Annotated in this window: 13 protein-coding genes and 1 pseudogene; 4 read left to right on the top strand and 10 right to left on the bottom strand. The window is 52.7% G+C overall.

The window, feature by feature from the left end:
- Positions 1–9 precede the first annotated feature (9 nt).
- The 3 genes from IG609_RS11505 to IG609_RS11495 all read left to right on the top strand — a co-directional run bounded on the left by IG609_RS11505 (position 10) and on the right by IG609_RS11495 (position 2,726).
- On the top strand, positions 10–978 hold the full coding sequence (locus IG609_RS11505; protein WP_039551839.1) for a hypothetical protein: 969 nt from the start codon (positions 10–12) through the stop codon (positions 976–978).
- A 168-nt stretch (positions 979–1,146) separates the two neighbouring features.
- Complete coding sequence (locus tag IG609_RS11500; RefSeq protein ID WP_039551838.1) at positions 1,147–1,773, top strand: tyrosine-type recombinase/integrase; 627 nt, start codon at positions 1,147–1,149, stop codon at positions 1,771–1,773.
- 260 nt (positions 1,774–2,033) lie between these two features.
- Positions 2,034–2,726, top strand: a complete 693-nt coding sequence (locus IG609_RS11495) for a hypothetical protein (protein WP_039551836.1) — start codon at positions 2,034–2,036, stop codon at positions 2,724–2,726.
- Between the two features lie 309 nt (positions 2,727–3,035).
- Here the strand turns inward: IG609_RS11495 and IG609_RS11490 are convergent, their stop codons facing one another.
- From IG609_RS11490 to IG609_RS11470, 4 genes and pseudogenes are all read right to left on the bottom strand, one after another.
- A complete protein-coding gene (locus tag IG609_RS11490; RefSeq protein WP_039551831.1) occupies positions 3,036–4,991 on the bottom strand; it encodes a UvrD-helicase domain-containing protein in 1,956 nt (651 codons plus the stop codon).
- Complete coding sequence (locus IG609_RS11485; RefSeq protein ID WP_226374248.1) at positions 4,988–7,342, bottom strand: AAA family ATPase; 2,355 nt, start codon at positions 7,340–7,342, stop codon at positions 4,988–4,990. The genes IG609_RS11490 and IG609_RS11485 overlap by 4 nt, the downstream gene beginning before the upstream one ends.
- A 240-nt stretch (positions 7,343–7,582) precedes the next feature.
- Positions 7,583–8,432: pseudogene (locus tag IG609_RS20625) on the bottom strand (IS5 family transposase).
- A 355-nt stretch (positions 8,433–8,787) separates the two neighbouring features.
- Entirely contained in the window at positions 8,788–9,714 is a 927-nt protein-coding gene (locus tag IG609_RS11470) for an FRG domain-containing protein (RefSeq protein WP_072035929.1), read from the bottom strand.
- A gap of 219 nt (positions 9,715–9,933) precedes the next feature.
- Here IG609_RS11470 and IG609_RS11465 point away from each other — a divergent pair, with 219 nt between their 5' ends.
- Positions 9,934–10,752 (top strand): hypothetical protein, encoded by an 819-nt coding sequence (locus IG609_RS11465; RefSeq protein WP_039551828.1) that lies wholly within the window; start codon positions 9,934–9,936, stop codon positions 10,750–10,752.
- A 370-nt stretch (positions 10,753–11,122) separates the two neighbouring features.
- On the opposite strand, the gene IG609_RS20620 is transcribed toward IG609_RS11465, so the two are convergent.
- The 6 genes from IG609_RS20620 to IG609_RS11430 form a co-directional block, all read right to left on the bottom strand.
- Positions 11,123–12,463 (bottom strand): DUF4145 domain-containing protein, encoded by a 1,341-nt coding sequence (locus IG609_RS20620; RefSeq protein WP_159106595.1) that lies wholly within the window; start codon positions 12,461–12,463, stop codon positions 11,123–11,125.
- A 314-nt stretch (positions 12,464–12,777) separates the two neighbouring features.
- Positions 12,778–15,057, bottom strand: a complete 2,280-nt coding sequence (locus IG609_RS11450; protein ID WP_039551825.1) for a helicase-related protein — start codon at positions 15,055–15,057, stop codon at positions 12,778–12,780.
- 131 nt (positions 15,058–15,188) lie between these two features.
- Complete coding sequence (locus IG609_RS11445; protein WP_039551824.1) at positions 15,189–16,298, bottom strand: DUF6094 domain-containing protein; 1,110 nt, start codon at positions 16,296–16,298, stop codon at positions 15,189–15,191.
- A gap of 70 nt (positions 16,299–16,368) precedes the next feature.
- Positions 16,369–17,016 (bottom strand): hypothetical protein, encoded by a 648-nt coding sequence (locus IG609_RS11440; RefSeq protein ID WP_039551823.1) that lies wholly within the window; start codon positions 17,014–17,016, stop codon positions 16,369–16,371.
- Between the two features lie 93 nt (positions 17,017–17,109).
- Complete coding sequence (locus tag IG609_RS11435; protein ID WP_039551821.1) at positions 17,110–17,784, bottom strand: DUF3275 family protein; 675 nt, start codon at positions 17,782–17,784, stop codon at positions 17,110–17,112.
- An 82-nt stretch (positions 17,785–17,866) separates the two neighbouring features.
- Positions 17,867–18,787 (bottom strand): DUF3577 domain-containing protein, encoded by a 921-nt coding sequence (locus IG609_RS11430; RefSeq protein WP_039551820.1) that lies wholly within the window; start codon positions 18,785–18,787, stop codon positions 17,867–17,869.
- Positions 18,788–19,138 lie beyond the last annotated feature (351 nt).

Below are 19,138 nucleotides of genomic sequence, written 5' to 3'. Positions count from 1 at the left end.
ATCTTAAATATGAACCAAACAGAATTTTGGAAGAATTTCCGTCTAGGTGAAGAGGTTCACATCTCTGGTACGTTTATCTACAACGGGCTGCGTAGATTTCACGAACTGTCTAGGCTCGACATTGACGACGAACTATTTGACTTTCTATACCAGTTGTCCGTCGGTCTTGAGCGGTTGTTAAAGATCGCGGTAGTTCTTTCTGAACATACAGAAACTGGTGATCAGGAGGCATTGGAACGATCCCTCATTACCCACAATCATCTTGATTTAGTGGCGCGCCTTCGCGTACACGCTGAACTCAATCTCGGGAAGCCGCATTGCGATTTATTAGGTCTGCTCGGCTCTTTCTACAAGAGCCTTCGATATGACAGATTTCTGCTGTCTTCGGTTTACCAAGGCACGAAGGAAGCAAGGGCAATCCAAGCACTGCTGGCGAAGCATTTACAGGTGGATTTTCCCAGAGAGAGCTCAATTTTTGGAATTAACAACAACGACAGATACCGAAAATTCATTCAGCGTACGGTACAAAAGATCGCGCAGAATATTTATGAGATTATTGAAAACCGTGCAAGGCAGCTTAATCTGTACACATACGAGCTTCGCCATGCGTCAAAGGCGCAGAGCGTTTTCTTGCGCAAGGTCAACATTAATGATGAGGATGTGCTTTGGAAGGAACTACTCATCTTCTTCATGAACGTAGAACCAAGTACCGGCTATCTCAAGTTTCTCAAGGAAACTCAGCCGCTGGCTTTCGATCCTGCGCTCCTCCCGGATTACCTCAACTGTTTTAGGTCGGACGGGTCAAAGGCCGATGTAATGGATGAACTTGAGCATCACTATGAAGAAATGGATAAGGAAGCCAGGAAAGAAAGACTTGAACGGTTAAGCGTCGTCGGCGCGTCGAATGTCTATTTCCCCGAAGACGAGGAAGACATTGATGATACAGACGAGTTGGTAGAGGAAGAAGGCAAGTCGTAACGCGCCTGAATCATGCACTGCCGCACAACTCCGACCATCGCTGTCAATGGACCGCAGCGGAGCGGACGGTAAAAGGTAGCAGCGGACACTTTGGCAAACGTCCGCTTGGGGTCGTAGGCATCCTTTTCGTTAGCGATAATGGGATTCCTTTCTCCGAAGGAGAATCCCATGAGACCCGATCTCAATGAAGCAAAATCGTTCTTTCCTTGGAACAAGGGGCGGCTTGTTGGCCAAAAGGCTCCGTTGAAGCTGAAAGAAATCTGGGCGATCCGTATACGGCTCCAGCTATCTGAAAAAGTGCGGGATCTGGCGCTATTCAATCTAGCCATCGACAGCAAATTACGTGGCTGCGATTTGGTTAGCCTGCGCGTTTGCGACATTTCACAAGGGAAGAGTATCTACCTACGCGCTATCGTCATGCAGCGCAAGACGCATCGACCCGTGCAATTCGAGATTACCGAGCTGACGCGGCAGTCGGTGGCTGCTTGGATTGATCTGGCGCGCCTCGCTTCGGATGCCTACTTGTTCCCAAGCAGGATAGCAAAGTCGCCGCATCTTTCTACACGGCAGTACGCATGCATCGTTGCGGGTTGGATCGTGTCGATCGGTTTAGACCCTGCGACGTATGGCACGCACACCATGCGCCGAACAAAGGCGGCGCTGATCTACCGGCGAACGAAAAACCTTCGGGCAGTCCAACTCCTGCTCGGACATACCAAGTTGGAAAGCACGGTGCGATACCTTGGCATCGAAGTCGACGATGTGCTGGAAATGGCAGAGCAGACAGAAACGTGAGATTTGCTTACAATCGGACAGCGCATCTATCTGGGTTGTCGCTGTCCGCCCAGGAGCAGCCACCGGGGATAGGATGTTCGCCTGAATGACTGCATCAGACCTGGTGCTCATGCCAGGCTACAGTAGAAATTCAGTGGCGGCTCCTGCCAAGATTTATATCGACTTTTGTGGGTCCGTTATCACAAACCAACGCTCGCCATATTTTTTCCTGCCGGAAAAAGTAGCGGACATTTTGATCACCATTCTGCACAGGAATACAAGTGGCAAATCACGAGAAGTCCTATTTGCAGCATTTCGGTGACCACCTACGCGAGGAGGCCACACAGCGAGGCGTTACCTTCGAACGATTCGACCTGGATGGCCAAGATCGCAAGATGCTCGCCGACATGGTATTCACAGATTACGATTATTTCGTACTCGTGGAAGGCAAGAACTCACAGAAGGATATCGCCAGCGAGAGGAACAAGATTGAACGGGTTAACCGACTCTGTCACGGCCTCGCTGCCAATCGTAATATGTTGGCGCTACACGATGCCTGCCATTTTATAGCGTGGAGAAACTCGAACTCGAAGAAGATCGAGCTCGATATTTATCGCAATCAAGCTTGCACTGCGGCTGTGCTCGGTATGGAATGCAAACTGCCGGTACCGAATTTGAACTCGGGTAACCCTTTTAAACTGAACATCTTTTCTGCAGGGTTCTTCCATATGCCACCTCCTCCGAAGTACGCGATCAAGCGATCTGATTTTGAGAGGTACGTTCAATGGCTGGTAACGACGGTCACAGCGGGCGGCTCATCTGAGGTCGAGCTCGTTGGACGCAAGTACGATGAGGATGGTGATGTCATGAGCGTAACCTTGCCTTCCTTGAAAGAAGTCTACCAACTGCTTGACGAGTATCGCAGCGGCCCTAGGGATTCATACAAGACTAGAACGAAAGGCCCCAAAACCTAGAAGGGTGTTTGGCAGCGCCTGCGTAACGCCACACGTACCGTGAGCTGACCGTCGCGCTATTGATGTCACGGGATCGAGATTGCTGACTGTGAGTTGAGAGCATAGCTCTCATCGACCAGAATGGCTGTGAAGCAGCTATTAGGCACTCCCCATCGAACTTCCGCTTTGGGCCGCAAGCTGCCTTTGATGACTGGCTCTTTTCGGCCAGAAGCTGGCGTTGCTCTTAACATCTCCAATTTCACGCTGGGAGCAACTGCTAGATCTGCATATTGCAAATTGTTGTTTTTGCCGAGATCGGGCATCTAGTGGTCAGTCCAATAAGGAAATCTCCTCTTCCTGAAACCATCCCATAGCTTTGATTGCTTCGGCTGCGGCAGCGCGATTACCTACCCATAAAATCAAGGCGAGGCTTTCTTCAGCTCTGCTGCAAGTGACGTAGAGCAGTCGTAAGGTACGGTCAACAGTGGTTTCTTTGCCTGCTGCGACGTTCTCGTTATCCCCCTTAGAAAGCGGCTCAGCACCGAACACTTTGTCGTATGAGAACAAGAATCCCCGCGCTTCATAATCGTCCATAACCACCATCACGTGTTTGAACTCTGAGCCCTTGACCACTTGGTGCGTTGCGAGTTCGGCCTCTCCGTGCAAGTAATCCCGGTAGCGTGCAATCTGCGACCAGGGCGTATTAAAGAGATGACTCCAGCCCCGTTTCAGTCGGTTATTCCTCTCCTCCTTGCTCAGCACTTTAGGTGGAGCAGGAGGAGGTGAGTCATCGGCAAAGGCTGCAACAAGGCGGTCGTCTGCATCAAAAATCTGCTTGCTCAATAGAGGATTCAAAACCTCTCGTACGGTAGCGCTAGGATTTCGAATTGCAGCACCGAAGGCCGTCACAGCATTGTGTATTTTTGCGAGTTGCGTCCGCCGCTCCTCAACATCTTCCTGAAGATGTGCAAGCGCTTTCCCCGCTCGCAAAACCTCCATCGCTGCAAACTCGTCCAAATCACCGGTCGGTTCGAAGCAGGCTGCAAGGTCAAGGATTGATCCAAGCAAAGGCCTCACCATGGCCGGCCCAGTCCGTTCACCGTTACTCTTTGGAGCAGCTGCGTCTTCGTCCAATAGGTCCATGGCGAGGTACGCATCAAAGAAGCTTCCGCGTTTCGCCGCCAGCTTGTGTTCAAGTGCCAATGTCTTGAACTTCCTGGTCTCATCCACCCAGGCTTCGACCCCGGTCGCCTTTGCCATAGATGCGGCGCATTGACGTTCACGCTCAACCTTTTCTGCTGTTGCCAATGCGGCATCGCCAATAAAGATTCGAACAGTGCCTGCTGATTTCTCTTCTCGCGGGTACTGAGCAAAACCCGACTTGGGCTGTGTTCGGCCAGCGATGTCGGCGTGCCAAATCGCGTTGATGAGATCCACAATTCGCTTCTGGCTTCGATGATTCATTTTCAGCGCAGGGAACGCCCAATTAGTCGGCACATGCGCGGGCAAATCACGATGGCCGTCCGGATAAATGCGCTGACGATGGTCCCCAAGTAGTCCTAGAGTAAACTTTCCCGGCCGCGTGGCCTCCACGTTCAAGAGTGCATCTAGTATGCCTCTCATAGTGTCCTGCGACTCGTCTATCAGCACCAACGGATGATGCTCCTCCAGAATGCGCTGGAGAGTTGGCCTGTGGTTGACAAGCCAAGCTGCAACGGCGAGGACCGTTGCATGTGCTAGAGCGCCGATGCCATATGTGTTGCGGTCAGGATGATAGATAAATTTCTCAACGAAGCGTATCTTTTCAGCTTCATCTGCAATTTCAGCGTATTTCCTGCGATCCGTGTCGGTTTCTCCGTTTTTCTTCTCTGCGGCAGCCTGTTTAGCGATCGCTAACTCTTCATCTTTGAGTGCAAGCAGTGCCTCTCGGATATCTACATCAAACCCTTGGATAAGTTCCCAGCAGAACGCGTGAATTGTCGATACAGCTGCCAGGTCGTTTCTCCCCAATCGCCCAGTAATGACGTCGGTTGCATTTTTTGTGTAAGTGATGACCCGTATGGCTTGGCCTTGGCTGTGAAGGCGCTTGGCGTATTTCCCGCCTGCTTCGTGTTTAACCACGCCGGTAATTCTTCGTAGCACCTCAACGAGCGTCCGCGTTTTACCTGAACCTGCACCTGCAAAGAGGAAGAAGCTTCGAGGGACCGGCGCAGTGACGAATCCGCAGATTTCCTCCACGACGTGGGCATCGCGGTCATTGCCTGTCGACTGGACTTGTACGTTCATGGTGTTTCACCTGCGGTGACCTTCAGCTCTGTACTTAGCCAGGCAAGCGCGTCCTTGATATACTCTGGGCAGTCCAGCTCAGCCCCAGCGTTGAGCCTTTCGAAAATCGTGGCGGCAAAGTCTCCCTTACTGAAGCTGCCGTGCATCAGTTTGTGGAGTGCCTCAACAAGCTTCACATGGTCCGGATGATCCATCACGAGATCAATCGCCTTGCCTAGTGCACCACGGTGCTTTCTTTTCTTGCCTCTTTCGTCAACTTCTTCATCAAGCTTCTTGAACCAGGCGATATTTGACAACACGAGCGCATCTTCAAACGAGCTTGGCCATTGAGCGCTGGCCGCACTGATTGGCAACTGCCAAGCGAACCGAACTTTCACTCCAGTCGGTGATATCCACTCAAGTTCTGCTGTCGTGGGCGTTCCATACCTGTCGAATTTAGCAAGCTTTGGGTGCCATGATGTCAATGTGTCATTGCCGCACTCTAGGTCAGCTTGCCCCGCGATATGCACAGCGGACCGCACTATCCTCCCGCTTGCAGACTTGATGGGAATGACCGGATCTAGGTCGGTAATGACTGCGGTTGGGATACCAAGGCGCTCGATGAGAGGCCTGAGCCGGTGTGCGTGACTCCCTCCAATGTCAACGAAGGACACATACTTCTTGGCGAGTTTCGGAAAATCTCGTTCAATGAAGAGTGGTATGAGCATTCGCTCAGCAGTACCCTCAACGAAAATAGCTGCATCTGCGAATAGCAAATCGGTGTGCTGCACTTGGAAGTAGCGCTCGGCAAAGGTACGAGTCTCTAGATCGTTGCCGAAGGCATCACCCAAGTTCACAACTTCGGTGCTTGGTTTTCCCCCTTCTGATTTACCTGCCAATCTCTTCACATACCGAAGGCGAGTGAAACTGTCACCATGAGCCAGATGACTAGAGTGTGTGCTGATGAGCAATTGGCTGCGTAGTTTGGAGTGGATTGCTTCCTTAGGTCGGATGAGCCCCAGCGCATTGGATGAGAAATTTCTTTGGACCTGCACATGTAGATGAGCTTCTGGCTCCTCGACCAACACAAGATGCACTGCGGCTGGCGCTCCTTGCGGCGGATTCAGACGCGCAGCTCTGAATGAAACGAGCATAAAACTCAAGGACTGAAGGTTTTGATAACCGAGACCAATGGAATGTTCTGGCAAGGACTCATCGACAGCCGTCTTGTCGATGCGATACTGAACTGCGGTGCTATGAGCCAGAAGATCAGCGGTCTGAATTCGAGTTCGAAAGTGGAACTGCTGGGGGTCGTGCAGACCGGGGTAGCCTAGGATCTCAACATCCTCCATTGCCGGCTTGAGTGCTTCGTAGATCAACTCGTCAAGATCCGCCTGTGCTTTCGCGATAGCGGTCACGAGAGCCTCGTCTTGTACTGGAGCGCTGGTGGATACATTCAGATGCTGCCGGGCGAACTTGAGCAGTTGACTGGAGAACATGCCTGGCCGCGAGCTTGGTGACTCTGTCCGCGCTTCATCTTCCTCAGATCCGAGCCCGCGTTGTGCTGAAACAAAGTCAACGCGAACCAATTTTCTTAGGTGGCTCAGCTCCACGGGAGAAGAGCTTAGTGGCAGGCTCTGCGGGAGCGCGGCAGCCGTAGGAGCCAGTGGTCCCTTTTTGGGATCAAGACGATACGAAGCGATGCGACGCAGATCTGATGGGTTTCTCAGCCAATAGTCGATGATGTCGACTGGCCAAGCATGCCCCTCTTGCGGAAGGTCCTTCACGGGGAATCTGGCCTCACGATAGGACCACGCCATCTTCCTCAAATCATCGGTGTTGGAAACGGGTTCAAGGCGTACTCTTACGCCAACAGGGCCACCCTCCCACTTCAACGAGGTGATGTAGGGTGCTACGTAGCTGTAGGCTCCCTCTTTTGCGTTGAACCATAGGTCGGCGAACGGCATGCAGTCCAGCAAGGTCCGTAGCTGAACTTCCCAAGTTTTGGTGTCCTTTGTGTCAGTAGTCGGATCTTCAGTGAGCCCCTCCCAAGCTTTGCTTAGCTCACGTAGCTTGGCCCATTGGGAAAGACTTAGGTCATACGGGCGGAAGCCGGGAGAGTCCCCAAGAAAATTTCGTAGAACGGTCAGCAGCGACGTCTTACCGCTGTTGTTCGCACCAACCAGAATCGTAGTTCCTTCATCAAGATCAAGTCGGGTGCATGCTAGGCGTCGGAAATTGCAGACCTCGACACAGGCGAGGCGGATCGGGGAGGACATATTAGGTGCTACCTCAACTGATGCGTCCGTAGTCGGCATAGGTACAGCAGTTGGATCGCCGAAAGACACTGCTTTAATGGTGTGAGAGGTCATTTTTCCCTTTAGAGCAGTCTCCTTAAGACCGCCATGATGTATCAAGGCTCGTCGAGCGGACTATACATATTCATGTTAGCAGCTATATGACCTTTTGTTAGGTCGGAAGAAATTATGTGCTGCTTTGGCGCGCCTAGTCTAACTGACGGGACAGATCGCTATATAGCTTCTCTGATCGCAATCGCGTTTTGGCTGAGCAAAAATATTGACGCTACAACGCTTGCTGATGGCTTAGAGCTGCTAACAATACCTGTCAATAAAGCGTAGGCAGATTACTGCGCAAGCCAGCTTGAGTAGGACCATATGAGTGTCAAGCTGATACTCGCAGCGGATGTGCCGCTTGCCGAAGCCCGAGAACCAGGCGTGGGTTAGTTCTACCACCCACCGATGACGCCCAAGTCACTCGCTGCTTTCGATGCCGCGTCGTGCAATGCGGCCTTGAATACCTCGTCGCCGTATCGCCTGCCGGCACTTTTTGTAGTGGTACCCCTTATCGGCATGTACCTTGTCCGGACTGTTTCTCGGCCTGTCCGGCAGACCGCTGACGGGCTTGACGGCGTCTATAACCGTCTCAAACAACATCGAGTCATGCCGATTGGCACAACTGACCATAATCGCCAGCGGTACACCGCGTGCATCGGCCAATACGTGGCGTTTGCTGCCGAGTTTGCCTCGATTGGTCGGGTTCGGGCTGGTCTTCTGGCCCCCCGAGGGCTGGCTACGCTTGCACCATCAATTCTCGCCCGATGTCTGTCGATCTGGTCGTACTGGTGCAACGACACCGCAAGGCTTGATGCAGGCGATCCCAGATACCCTCGCGCTGCCACTGCCACTGCCACTGCCACTGCCACTGCCACTGCCACTGCCACTGCCACTGCCGCAAGCGCCTCCAGCACGTCATGCCACAACCGTAGCAAAGCTCCTGCGGCAGATCTTCCCAAGCGATACCCGCCATCAGCACAAACAGGATGCCGTTGAGTGCACTACGGTCATCCAACCGAGGCTGCTCGCTCTTGGACGAGGGCTTCCTCTCCAGGATCAACGCTTTAAGTTCTTGCCAGAGATTCTGGCTGTTCAACGCTCGTTCCATTTGAGTTATGGTGTCACCGCGACACTTAAGTTCTGGGTACTGTTAGCCGCTCTTAGGAGAATACCCTTACGACGAGATTTGACTACAATGCTTTAAACTTGTGCCTGGCCAGGCGTCAGCGCAGGAATGTAATGAATTTGTCACGGAGCAACCATTGCCGCAGTTAGAGGGGAGCAAATGAAGGAAAACACTGAAAGCAGGTATTTGAGCTGTGAGGCTGCTAACGACGACTGCAAAGGATCTAAAGCAGTCAGCAACGACCAGCAGCTTTCGGCCAAAAGGAGCCAGTCGAAGGCGTCCCGGAAATTGAGCTGATTCAGTTTGTAGTTTAGATTGCACCGCAGGCGACTGCTATTTAATGGAAGTCTGGATCGTAGCCGTCTTCATTGTATTCCTGAATGAGTGACTGAGACGGCCTTACACCAACCTCAACGTTAGCCCAATCCCTTACGCTTTTTGCCACACCATGGAATCCGGGAAAGAGCGTTGAGCCATCAACGCCAAGTCGCGAGCAAAGGTCTAATAGAGCGGGGGCTTCCTCAATCGGCAAGGTCATTTTAACAAGTGGTGTGTGGCTCACTGTCATGCTGTAAATCTCTTCAACATCCTCTAGTGCTTCTACCTGATACAAGTCGTCTGGGTTATATCCTTTAACCTCATGCGTGGTGAACAGACCAGACTGAGCGGCTTGATTTTTGCTCGTTCCCCCTGGAGTCCTAATCACCTTCACTGTTTTCCAGTGCATTGCATGAGTGGTGTCCAGAGCCCAGATCGCCAGCCTCGGCATTTCCCTACTATCAATCTCAAGGTTTGCCGATGAGGCAGCGAAGTAACAGGCGACAAAGCTCCTCTCAGTCCAATCTAGAAGGCGAGTGGGAACATCGTAGTGTTGAGCTACTGACATGATTTCGTATAGTTGAGTAGACGGCCACGGGATATGCGGACTCTGGAATGAACCCCAATCATCGGTAAGTATTCCTCTCAACTGTTCGGTGTAGCCCGGAACATTTAGCCCTGAGCGATCACAGCCATTCAGAAATTTCCTCAGTATCTCCAGCTCAAAGGCCACTTGCCCAGCCGTCGAGGCATCAAACATCCGCCTTGGCGAACCATAGGCGAATGAACCTGCTCCACGCCTGCACACTGATGGTGTCAGCTTGTACTCATCACTTGGCTGACCTCTAAAGATGAATCTTCCAACATCCCAAATAGGGTTTAGAGGAGACAAGTAGTCCAGCAACCGACGTGCGGTGTGGAAAGGTATCTCTGTTGGATTTGCCATCGATTCTTGACACCGCTTCCGCTTGGCGTTCTCCAGTATAATTGCCTTTTGATAGGCCGGGTATTGCAGTTCACTCGGGCTATGGTCGCCCTTGAACGTACGTTAAGAACGATACCGCTTGATGCTGCACAATACGTCCTTGCTCACAAGCTGAGGCTTTTCTTTGCCTATAGGAAAGCATCGTTGGCTTGTGGCATCATGCCTTCATGACCACATATCATGGAGCAGGATAAAGTGTCAGACAATGATTTTCCAACGCCTAATGAGTTTTTCTTATCTGTTGCTATGTATGAGACTTACAAGTGGGACGATACTATTTTTGATAAAGTGTTAGATTTATGTAAGTTTCAAGGGGCAATTGATACTTATTGTGTGGAGTGTAAGGATAGGAGTTTGTTCGTTGTTAACTATCCTGATCATTGGGCTAGCCGTGCGGACTTCCGCACCAAACTTCAAGATCCTTATATTTTAGTAGTTCAAGCTAAATGCTCTCGTGTGAAGCAGCACATTGCATGTTACGTATTCAGGGTTTACGAAAAGGATGGAGTGACAAAGATAGGTCAGTACCCATCCGCCGCTGACGCTGCAAAACAAGATTTAAAGAAGTATCGTAAAGTTTTGAATGAGGAACATCAGAAAGGTTACACCAAAGCTTTAGGGCTTTTCTCTCATGGTGTAGGTGCTGGTTCTATAGTTTATCTTCGGAAGATTTTCGAGCACTTGATAGAAGAAGCTCACCAAGAGGCCAGCAAAGATGGAGCTTGGATGTCTGCTCATGGGGAAAGGTATCTGAGACTTAAAATGGCAAATAAGGTAAAGGTTCTAAAAGACTTCCTACCATCTGATTTGGTGCAGCACCCGAAGTTGTACGGATTTCTTTCTCAAGGGCTCCACAACTGTCCAGAGGAAGAATGCCTCAAGTTGTTCCCGATGTTGAGGTTGGCTATTGAATTCATACTAAGTCAGAAGCTAGAAAGACTTGATAAAAAACAGAGGCGTGAAGCATTAGAAAAGTTACTTAACAGCACTCAGACGTAAATGCCAGTATTAAGTGATTACACCGTTATTAACAGGGCGATAAATTCCTGATCTTTCGAGAGAAGTGTTAACATTAACTTGCTGAAAGGCCCATCCCATATGGGTCTTATTCTTTAATTGCTAGATAACTCCAGTTTGAGGTATCGAAACATCAGCCCAATATCATCATTCAGGGAAATAATCTAGTCATCAGAATTCCTAAAGTTTCAAGGCCATTTATTGCCCACGTTCGGCTCTTAAACTGACCGGCTGCTTATGGCCGATTGCTGCCCTCTACGAAGGGCATCTTAGGGGCGAAAGCGGTCAGCAACGACCGGTAGCTTTCAGCCAGAAACAGCCATCCACGATGATTTCGATTAATCCGGCTGCGTTAAGCACCACAGCATCTCTTGTATTTTTTGCCTGATTTGCAAGCACAGGGATCATTTCTCCCTTGCTTTGGTCCTTCAGGGCGTTTTGGCACACTTTGCAATATGTTTAAAAAATGTGCCTGTAACTCTTTGTGAAGTTTGTCATCTACAGCAAGATTGAAGTAATGCGCCGCTGATTCATGACCCGCTTCCGCTGCTGCTTTTAAAAGCGCTTTGCCGCGTTCTTTATCCTGAACAAGCTCTGTGCCTTCATAGAGGAACCTTCCAAGCAGGTATTTGCAGTGTTCGTCTCCGTTATTAATGCCATTTATAAAGCTTTGTTCAGCCAGCTTCTGAGAATAGTCGGAGTAGGTTTTTTCCAGATACAGAAATCCAAGTCCTGCATGCGCCGAGATTTTCCCTTTTTTCAACGCATGTGAAAAAACCTCAAAGGACTCACCGAAATTACCCTCCTCACGCAGCCAATTACCGTATTCAGACAGAGCATCGGCATAGTCTCGCTTAGCTGCGGCCTCCAAGGCTTTAACGCCGCGTTTCTGGCTTTCCTCGCCTTTTTGCTGGTTAAAAGTAAGCTGAGAATACCGAAATAATGCCTCTGTATTTGCGTGCTTAAACAAAAATGTCTCTTCCCCACCCATTTCGTGAATCTCGAACTGGTTTTTTAAATCATCTCCAGCGCTGATCACGCATGCAGCCCAGTACAGCTCCGCTGCCATTTTTTGAGTTGTTTGCTTATGCGCGTATTGGCTATTCTCGATGACTAATACTCCTTTGGGCAAAGGAGTCAACGACTGCGCTTCCAGAATCAAGCCCGCAGCCATTTTTGCCTCGAAGTTCACTGATGAAATGGCTTTCCAAAGTGTTTGCTGACTAGTGAGGTCGCCGACGTCCACGGCCGTTATCTCTGGCAACTCTTCACCTTTGTTGATCAAGAGAAAAACACTTTCGAAGATTCCCACTAGCGTTTTACGGGCAGAAAGTGCGCTTTCCAAATCACCAGCACCTCGTGCCTTGCTGGTATCCTCTGTACCATCATCTACATCGCCATTTGTTAGCTTTGCGTGAACAACTTCATTTCCAAGCTGACGGATTCTATGTAAATCAGTGCGCAAGCTATGGTCGATGATCTGGCATTCGGACAACTTTTGAATGGAGTTAAAAAGGTCTAAATTCTCGAAATCAATGCCAGAATGCTTGCCTAGCTTTTGCGTCAAGTGTTCGACTACGATTCGGAAGTTTGTTTTCGCATAGTCTGGATAGGCCGTCATCACGTCTAAAGCGCGGCGGTATGCATTCCCTGCTGCCGGTACAAGGTCGATGCAAAGCTCTACATCAGTCATCTTGCACCTAACACTTTTCCTATTCATATTTTTCTCTTTTTCGCATGGCCTGCGGCAATTTGACCATACCTAAATCAAACGGTACACCGTTTGTTCTCACAGTATCCAAGCGGATAGATTCCAGTGACTGCAAAATTTCGAAAGCAGGCATCTTCCCTTGCATCTGGTGTTGTGCCTTCTTTATTTTGGATTGTGCGCGAAGGAATGGGTTGTTATGACGAAAAGCTGCTGTCTCTGGGCTTTTTTCACTGCCACAGTGCGACATGTCATGTGAAAAAGCCGACGTCCTTGTGGGACGTCGGCAGACAGGAACATCAGGCCGCGACAAGTTGCCGGGCCAGGGCAACTTCAATAGAGTCGCCATCTTGATTAAGCACATCCAGTCCTGATTCAGGCACGTCTCCCGACGTGCTCTGAGAGACCAGAATTTTCTTCGCCATCAGAGCCAGGCAGGTCATCTGCGACGTGGCCGTATACCCCAGGTAGATCACCTTCACAGGCTGCTTTTGTCCGATACGCCAGGAACGACGTGCGGCCTGCTGCAGCGTGTACACGTTGTACCCAGATTGCATGAACACAATCGTTGGGAACTCCAGAAGATCCAGCCCCGTTTTGACCAGCTCGGGGTTGGTGATGAGGACATCAATCCCTCTGTCGAGTTGTTCGGCAATCCAGTCTTCGCGTCGGCTGGCATCTACGCTCGCACGTAGTACCGCTACTTTGAAGCCCTCTTGCTCCAGCAACATCTTCAGCCTGCTGGTGGTGTCCCGCGTACCTGTGTAAACGGAATAGATCAGAGCCTTACGACCTCCTGCTTTCTCCTGCTTGCAGATGTCGATCAGTTCCCGCTCCTTGGGCATCACCTGCAGCTCGTTGAACTGGGCAGGGGTGAATGCCAGTACCTCTCGCGTACGCGGGTGGCGCACGGTTTCAGTACGAAAGCAGCAGTCAGACCAGGCCAGCAGCACATTGAGCACCACGCCTAGCAAGGTAGTGTCCCGCTTTCGCAGGGCTTCCTTGAGCTGAGTCGTCAGGTTGGCAGCGAGCTTGCTGTAGGTATCGCTTTGCTCAGTGTCCATCTCGACTTCCCTGAACTCTTCGTCATACGGGGGCAGCACGCCACCAATGTCTCGGAGTTTGAGGAAAATCGTGAAGGGCAGAACGCAGCGCAGTACACCTTTGGGGCCGAACCCCGGCGCTTTGACTGTCCTGACGGTAACCTTCGAGCCTTTGGCGGTCTTGTGGGACGGACCATCACTCTCGGAATAGATATCCTTGAGGACGCCGTGCTCCCGCATGAATGCCATGGCTGCAGCGTTCATACTGCCGCTGGCACTCGGTCGGTAGCCATCTTCGATCATGCGCCCGGGCAGCGCCCGGAACAGCAGATAGAACAAATCGGAAGCGTAGCCTCCCATCAGCGTGCCGGTGAGCAGCAGCGTTTTGCGGGTTTTGGCCGCAATAACACCCATGGCCTGACCTTGCGCGGAACCGCCTGTCTTGTACTCGTGGGCTTCGTCGGCGATGAGCAAATCGAACGTGCTTTGCGGTAGATACCGCTTCACAAATTCGCTGGGTTGATAGCCGCCCTCACCGAAGCCGAACTCCATACTCGACATGGCGCGTTCCATGCGCTGAGCCTGCCGGTCTGAAAAGACCAATTCCCCTCGGTTGTCCATAAGGTTGATGAACTGGTGGAAGTTATCCCCCAGCATCGATGCCAGGAAGGAATCGCCGAAGGTCTTCATCAGTTTGGCCGCCGTGGCTTCACCTATGGTCGGAATACGTTTCAGCGCCCGCAGTACCGCTGCGGATTGATCGCTGCCTGACAAACTGCGTGGTCGCATCAGTGTCCAAAGGGCACTCTCGCAAAAACTACACTTGCGACGTACTTCCTCCGCGTCGAGTTCCAGTGCGCTGACCGGCTCGCCATCAAGGTTGCGAACCATCGTGCCGCAGTGTGGACAAAGCCCAACTGTGCCGTGACGGGTGCGCTTGCGAAAGAACGCGGGCTTCCAGTGGAATCCCATGCGCATGCGCACACGGCCAATGATGAAAAATTCCTGTCCATCGGCTGGCACATTCAGTTGCTCGCGCAGCTTGATCAGTTTGAGCAGTGTGTCCGGGCCGTTGAGCACCCAGACTTTGGCCCCCGTGACGGTTTCGAGAATTTCCCTGCGCCATTTGTAGACCAGGTGTGGCGGGCTGAGGACGAGAGTGCGGCGATAGTCTTCCGCATTGAGCACCGCCGCCAGAGCGATGCCGACGGTGGTTTTTCCCGTCCCCATCTCACCATTGACGATGGCCGCACGCTCGCCCTGATTGACGAGCAACTCGGCCGCTGCATGCACGACCTCAGCCTGGGCGGGGAACAACTGTCGCTTGAGATTGGCCAGAATACGTTGTCGGTTTGCACGTGGCACGCCGTTGTAGACCGGTGGATTAGCCCGATTGAGAGAGTCGAGCAATTCATCCCCGAACTCGCTGACAAAATCCTGCAGACTGATGGAGAGTTCGTCGTTCGCAGGGGCGAACAGATCGTCTGTTGCAGATGAGTGAGTGACGGCAGATGTCGCTTCGATTTGCATGGTCATGGAGATGCTCCAAAAAATGGGGTATGCACCGCCCCGGGGCGATGTATGCCCCGATGGGTAAGAGAAACGGAATGGCGTTGAACTCGGGTTCAGAAACCAGAAGATTTCGGGGGCAGTTACCCCAGTTGGGATTAATGGATGGTAAGAATCCGTCCCAGCGTGGCTGAGTCAGGAGACAGGTCCCATGCTCTGATGACGGGCACGAACTTATCGGTGAGAATGCGCGTTTCGGCGATGGAGCCGTCATCGCGTTCGCAATACTCGGTGCTCGTCGCTTTTTGCTTGTAGGTATCCCCCTTGACTGCAAGCGTGCGACCGCTTGGGGACTGCACGACACCGGAGATAGCACCCGCCGCCAGGGCTAATGCCAGGTGCCATTCAGATAACGCACGAGCAGGCGCACGCAGCGACTGCTGCGTGGCACCGAGGTGAGTCTCGAACGCTGGCCACAAACCTCGCAGGCGTTGTACCTCTTCGGCGAACTGTATCGGCTCCATGCTGATGCGATAAAAATGCTCGGGTTCAGCTTGGGCGCTTGGAACGACATACGGCAATGATGTCCACTTGGACGGCAATTCCTCTACGTCCTGTTCCCCGTGCCCGATTTGCAACAACCGGGCACGGGTGGACTTCACGTCTTCACTCGCCAGATCGCGCTGGCGAACGCGACGACCAAACAGCACCACTTGTTTGAACTGTGTATCTACCGCACGGAAGACACGCAGGTCGGCGAAGTGGCGCGTAAGCCAGCCCACCATTTCCTGGTCGAGCACATAGGACGGAATGATGAAAACGAGAATGCCGTGGTACTGCAGCAGGGGCAGCGTCCGCTGGTAGAACAACTTTTCCAGTCGGGGCCGGCCTTTACCGTCGTAGCCGATATTGCCGTTGGCATCTCTGGATAAGTCGCCGTACGGTGGGTTGAGCCAAAGCAAGCCGAATGCCTGACGCGAAATGATGGTGTCCATCAAATCGGCATGGATACAGTGTTCGACCAACAACCGTGCATGACTGGCACGCTCCTGATCGTATTCGACAGCGTACGACCGGGTGTGATCAAGCCCGAGGGCATGGGCGGCTTCGGCAATCGCAACGCCTTCGCCGGCACAAGGATCAATAATGCACATGGGCTCATCGCTGGGTGCCAGTGCGGCGAGTGTCCGTTCAAGCGTGGACTCATCGGTAGGGTAATAGCCATTTTTGGCAAAATTTCTGGCGAGCCGGGGAAACATGAGTGCCATAGGAACCTCCTGTCTGGCGGTGATGAAAGAAAGTGCAAGTGTCTGGTAAGGTGCGCCTGCTGTGGAATGGTCAGACCACCGCTTGCGATGTGCAGATCTGTGACGGATAAGGATAGGCCGTGAGAGCGCCGTTACGAATAAGCCCGCCCAGCGCGTCGGTGAGTGCTGGCACGTCCAGTTCAAGGCGAAAGCCCCGCAGCGGCCCGAGGGCGACCGGTAGCTCATGTAGCATGTCGTGGCTGCGCAGCAACTCCAGCACCGGCATTTGCCAGTGGTCGAGCAGTGGCAGCGGACATGTGTCTTTGACGAGTTGCCACAAGCGAACAGTGGGTTCAGCGGCAGATCGTGGTAGTAGCGCCAGTGCGCTGGCTGTGCTCTTGTCAGGGCAGATGCAGCGTTGGTCGAACAGCCACAGATTGGTGAGCGATCCAAACAGCGTGCGGCGATAGTTGCGGGTCAGGCGTTTTTCAAGGCGCTCGACTGAGGGGATGAACACAGGCACGGAGCCGCCGTGTTCTGTGATGAGGTGAAACTGGTTCAATCCATCCTCATCGCGACCGAGTGTGAGACGGGCGATAAATTGCTGGACGGCTGTATCCCGCGCCCAGATTGAGACAAAGACCAGATCGCCATTCTCGCGGCAGACGCAGGCATCGACCATCAGGTCAGTGCATTCGTCGATACGGAACAACGGTTGCGGTAATGAAGATTCGGGCATGGTGGTATCCTCTATGAGATTGAGGGGCAACACCACCCGAAGGGCAGAGTTGCCCAGAAGGATTGGAAAAGCGTGCAGCGGTAGCTGTATGAATCAGGTCGCCAGAGATTCAGACTGGCGGTTCCACTGCTGGGCCGTAGCGTCGAACGCATAGCCCAACTGGTTCAGCCGCCCGATCTGCAGGCGCAAGGTGCGACGGTCAATGGTCGAGTCCAGCTTTACCGACTCACCCAGCGGCCAGAGGATACCGAACAATGCGGTGTCGTCACTATCGGGACTGCCCGAGGCTGCCACCGTAGCGGAAGGCGCATCGACGCCGAATGGCGTGGTGTCGACCAGTGGGTCCTCGGAGGCTTGCACAGGGGCCGGCCTGGCCTTGGATTTGGGCATTGCGGTTGGCGTGGGAACGGGTTGTGTACCCGATTCCTCATCAAGCGGATCGACATCCTGCGTGGCGAAGGCGCGAGCCTCTGCTTTGCTGAGTTTGTCGATACCAGACAAGGTCATGCCATCCAGGTTGGCCCGGATCTCGAATCGCATGCCGTCGCCGACAGGATAGGCTTTCGGATAAATATATCGAATCGCAAATTCACCCTCATACTTCCCCTCTGGATACTGCTCCAGTTCGGGATCTTTGACATGGAACAGCCCAAGGTGGGTTGTGAGACGACCGACTGTGAACCGGCCGTTACGACCGGATATTGTGCGGATTGCGAGTTGGCCGCGAACGATGATTGGGGGAGCGGATTGAACAACTGCTGTAGCCATGGATAATCTCCTGGGAGGCGTTGTACTACCGATAACCTTGGAAAAAGAGACAAGACCCCAATGTGAAGTCTTGCCGATCGGCTTAGAGTGAAGTGACGAGAGCGGGCTCTTCTTCTACCGAGGATTGCGCTTCAGGTTCGGCTGTACCAGACGTCGTAGAAGGCATATCCGCTCTGTTATCAGGGCTTTCTGACGCAATGGATGCCACCGTAGCGTGCCCAGAAGAGGGGGGCTGGTTGGCAGTGGGATAGACCAATTGGCCATCGATCTTGATCAGACCAATATGGATCAATCTGGACTCCAGACTCGCAGCCGGCTCGCCGGCATGCTCGCCCTTCGTGCGCAGGTACGGCTCGGCTTTCATGTCGTTGAGACGAAAGGCCATCAATACCTTGCGCTCAGCCTCGATAGCCTGCACGCAACGGCGTACCAGATGTTGAGCCTCCGGCGCGGTCACGATGGTGTTGATGTACCGGTATTCCGGTTCTTCAACAGGCCCGGCCAGAGCACCAATGGTGCACGCGAGGAATGGGTCACCCTCCTTCGGTGTAACGTCTTTGGGTCGATTGAGGTAGCCAATGCCCCGAGTGATCAGTTCGTACTGTTCGATAGCCGCCAGTGTGGCAGGGTCGATCAGTTCAGCCTTCAGGAGTCGCCCCTTGAGGCTGGCTGCTGACTCACCCTTGCGTTCACCGCTGGGGCGGATGAATGCATCACTCCACAGATCCCCCAGCCGGAACTTGACCATCGGACGCTGCTTTGTATCATCCATGCCGACGTAGTGTTCGACCAGTTTTTTAGCCTCGGCACCTGAGACCTTGACGTCAAAATAGCGGGTGACCGGTTCTTTGGCAGAACCGACCAACGCGGCGATGGTGCAAGCCAGAAAGGGCTGAGCACGTCGGCCACCGCGTACGGGAACTTCCCGCACACGCTGCAGGCGACCGTAGCCTTCAGTGTGCAGATCAAAATAGGCTTTTCCGCCTGAAGTAGAATGAACCATGATGAAATCTCCATTAAAAAATGAAGCGGAGACACACCAGGCCCGATGGCGGGGGTGTGTAACCCCGCGATGGGTTGATAAGGCGAATGCATCCACGACCGGTATAAGCCGGTGGTCGTTCGCGTGAGGATGCTGGGCGAACTGGCTCGGCCATGCGGTTTTCGCCGCACCGCAACCTGGGGCCGAAGTTGCGTGGCATGTCGCTGACAACGTCAGCAAAACATGCAGACAGACTGCCTGTGCCTCAATGGCGAGGCGACAAGAAATGCGGACTGGGGTACTCCCCATTCCTGGAGTCTTGTATGGGGCTATTGATGTGCGCCAAGGTAGTCGTTATCGAAACCGCTGATA

This window comes from Pectobacterium quasiaquaticum, assembly GCF_014946775.2.
Classification (GTDB): domain Bacteria; phylum Pseudomonadota; class Gammaproteobacteria; order Enterobacterales; family Enterobacteriaceae; genus Pectobacterium; species Pectobacterium aquaticum.
This window is presented reverse-complemented; position numbering and strand designations above follow the sequence as displayed.